Origin of the sequence: Streptomyces sp. NPDC089915 (assembly GCF_040684675.1) — a bacterium.
In the GTDB taxonomy this organism is placed as follows: Bacteria; Actinomycetota; Actinomycetes; order Streptomycetales; family Streptomycetaceae; genus Streptomyces.
In genome coordinates this window covers 1-2,167 of sequence record NZ_JBFBGN010000312.1, presented here as the reverse complement: position 1 = coordinate 2,167, position 2,167 = coordinate 1, and the positions used below count along the sequence as shown (strand labels likewise).

General features: G+C 78.4%; 2 protein-coding genes. One reads left to right on the top strand and one right to left on the bottom strand.

The window, feature by feature from the left end:
* Window positions 1–46: 46 nt before the first annotated feature.
* Window positions 47–1,171, bottom strand: a complete 1,125-nt coding sequence (locus AB0O29_RS35250) for a DUF3533 domain-containing protein (RefSeq protein WP_365160345.1) — start codon at window positions 1,169–1,171, stop codon at window positions 47–49.
* Between the two features lie 94 nt (window positions 1,172–1,265).
* On the opposite strand from AB0O29_RS35250, the gene AB0O29_RS35245 reads away from it, so the two are divergent.
* Window positions 1,266–2,167: PHP domain-containing protein (locus tag AB0O29_RS35245; RefSeq protein WP_365160343.1), on the top strand; the 902-nt coding region annotated here is incomplete at its 3' end.

Below are 2,167 nucleotides of genomic sequence, written 5' to 3'. Positions count from 1 at the left end.
CGCCCGGGCACACCCGGGCGGGCCTTCGCCGTGGCGGCGGGGGCCGTCAGCGGGGCTCCGGCCCGCCGCCCGCGAAGCGGGGCACGGACGGCGCGTCGTCGGGCAGGCCGCTGCCCACGGCGGCCCCCGGGCGGCCGCGACGGGCCATGGCGCAGGCCAGCGTGACGGCGGACCCGGCCACCGCCCAGGCGGACAGGACCAGCATCGGGCCGGCCGCGCCGTTGCCCCGGAAGTAGGCGATGGACCGCGCGGCGAACGTGCCCGCGCCCGGCGGCATGGCCGGGCCGATCGCCCGCCAGAAGGGCGGCAGCAGCGGGTACGGGTAGGCGCCGCCCGCGCTCGGGTTGCCGAACACCACGACCAGCAGGATCGCCAGGCCGATGCCGACCACGCCCGCCAGCCCCTGGAGCGCCAGGGTGAGCGCGCCGACCGCGAAGACCACCAGGGTGCCGAGCCCCCACAGGGCCGCGATCGAGCCCGGCAGGGCCCCCAGCACCGGCCCCGCGATGACCGCGCCGAGCAGCCCGGCGGCGATCGCGTACAGGAGCAGCGCGCCGAGCCGGATGACGGCGCGGTGGACGTTGGCGGGCCGGGCGCCGGCGCTGATGGCCAGGATCGCGGCGCACAGGTAGCCGCCCACGCACCAGCCGACGACCAGGTAGAAGGAGCTGAGGCCGCGGCTGTCGCCCCGGGCGGCGGGGGCCACGTCCACGACGGTCAGGCCCCGGCCCTGCGACTTCTCCGCCAGGCCGACGATCTGCTCCAGGGCCTGGGAGAGGGAGGCCCCGGCGCCGCTCGCCACCAGCAGCCGGTCGTTCGGCCGGGCCGGCTCGATGATCAGCGCGCCGTCCACCTCCCGGTTCCTGATCCGCGCGAGCGCCGTCGCCTCGTCGGCGACCGCCCGGGGGTCGAGCGGCTTGCCGGGCAGGGCGCCGAGCCGCTGCGCGGCCTGCGCGGCGACCTGCTCGGCGGGGGCGGCCACCGCGAGGGGGATCTCGCTGGGCTTCGGGTGGTGGAAGGCCCCGATGTAGGAGGTGATGAAGGCCAGTTGGAGGGCCAGCACCCCCAGGACCAGCACGGCGGCCCGGATGGTCACCGCGTCCTTGATCTCGGCGAGGAAGCCGCCGGACGGGCGCGCGTCGGTGTCGGTGCGCTCGGTGGGCTGGGTCATGTCCCCACGCTCGGCGTGCCGGGGGCCGGGCGCAGCAGGGGCGGGCCGAATGGATGATCGAACAAGTGTTTCGCACGGATATTCGAATTGCTCTATGGTGGAGAGCCGGGGGGAGGCAAGAAGGTCGAGGGAAGCAGGAGGGCCGCGGGTGCCCGGGTTCACGCATCTGCACACCGTTTCGGGGTTCTCCGTGCGCTACGGCGCCTCGCACCCGAAGCGGCTGGCGGAACGCGCCGCCGATCGGGGCATGGACGCCCTCGCCCTGACCGACCGCGACACCCTCGCGGGCGCGGTCCGCTTCGCGAAGGCGGCCGCTGCGGCCGGGATCCGGCCCCTGTTCGGAGTCGACCTGGCGGTGGCCCCCGCGGGGTCGCTCGACGGCTCCGGCCCGGGCGGCCGGGCGGCGGCCGGGGCCTCGTACCGGCGGCGGGTGCCCGTCAGCGGCGGGGCCTTCGTGGACGAGTCCGCCCCGCGCGCCCTCTTCCTGGCCCGCGACGGCGCCACCGGCTGGGCGGAACTCTGCCGCCTGGTCACCACCGCCCACGCCCCTGACGGGCCGGGCGGGTACCCCGCCGGAGGCCACGGGCAGCCCCTGGTGCCCTGGGGGGCGCTCGGCGGCGGCGGGGTGTTCGTGCTGCTCGGGCCCGGGTCCGAGGTGGGCCGGGCGCTGGCCGCCGGCCGGCCCGACCGGGCCGCACGGCTGCTCGCGCCCTGGCGGGAGCGCTACGGGGACGCCCTGCGCCTGGAGGCCGTCCACCACGCCCGCCCCGGCACCGGCCCCGGCTCGCTGCGCCTGGCCGCCCGCACCGTCGGCTTCGCCGCCGAACAGGGCGTCCCGGCCGTGCTGACCAACGCCGTCCGCTACGCCGACCCCGGCCAGGGACCCGTCGCCGACGTCCTCGACGCCGCCCGCCGGCTCGTCCCCGTCGACCCCCGGGCCGGCTCCGGTGCATCGGGGGGCGGCCGGGGGTCAGGGTGGGCCGGGGGTCGCGGTGG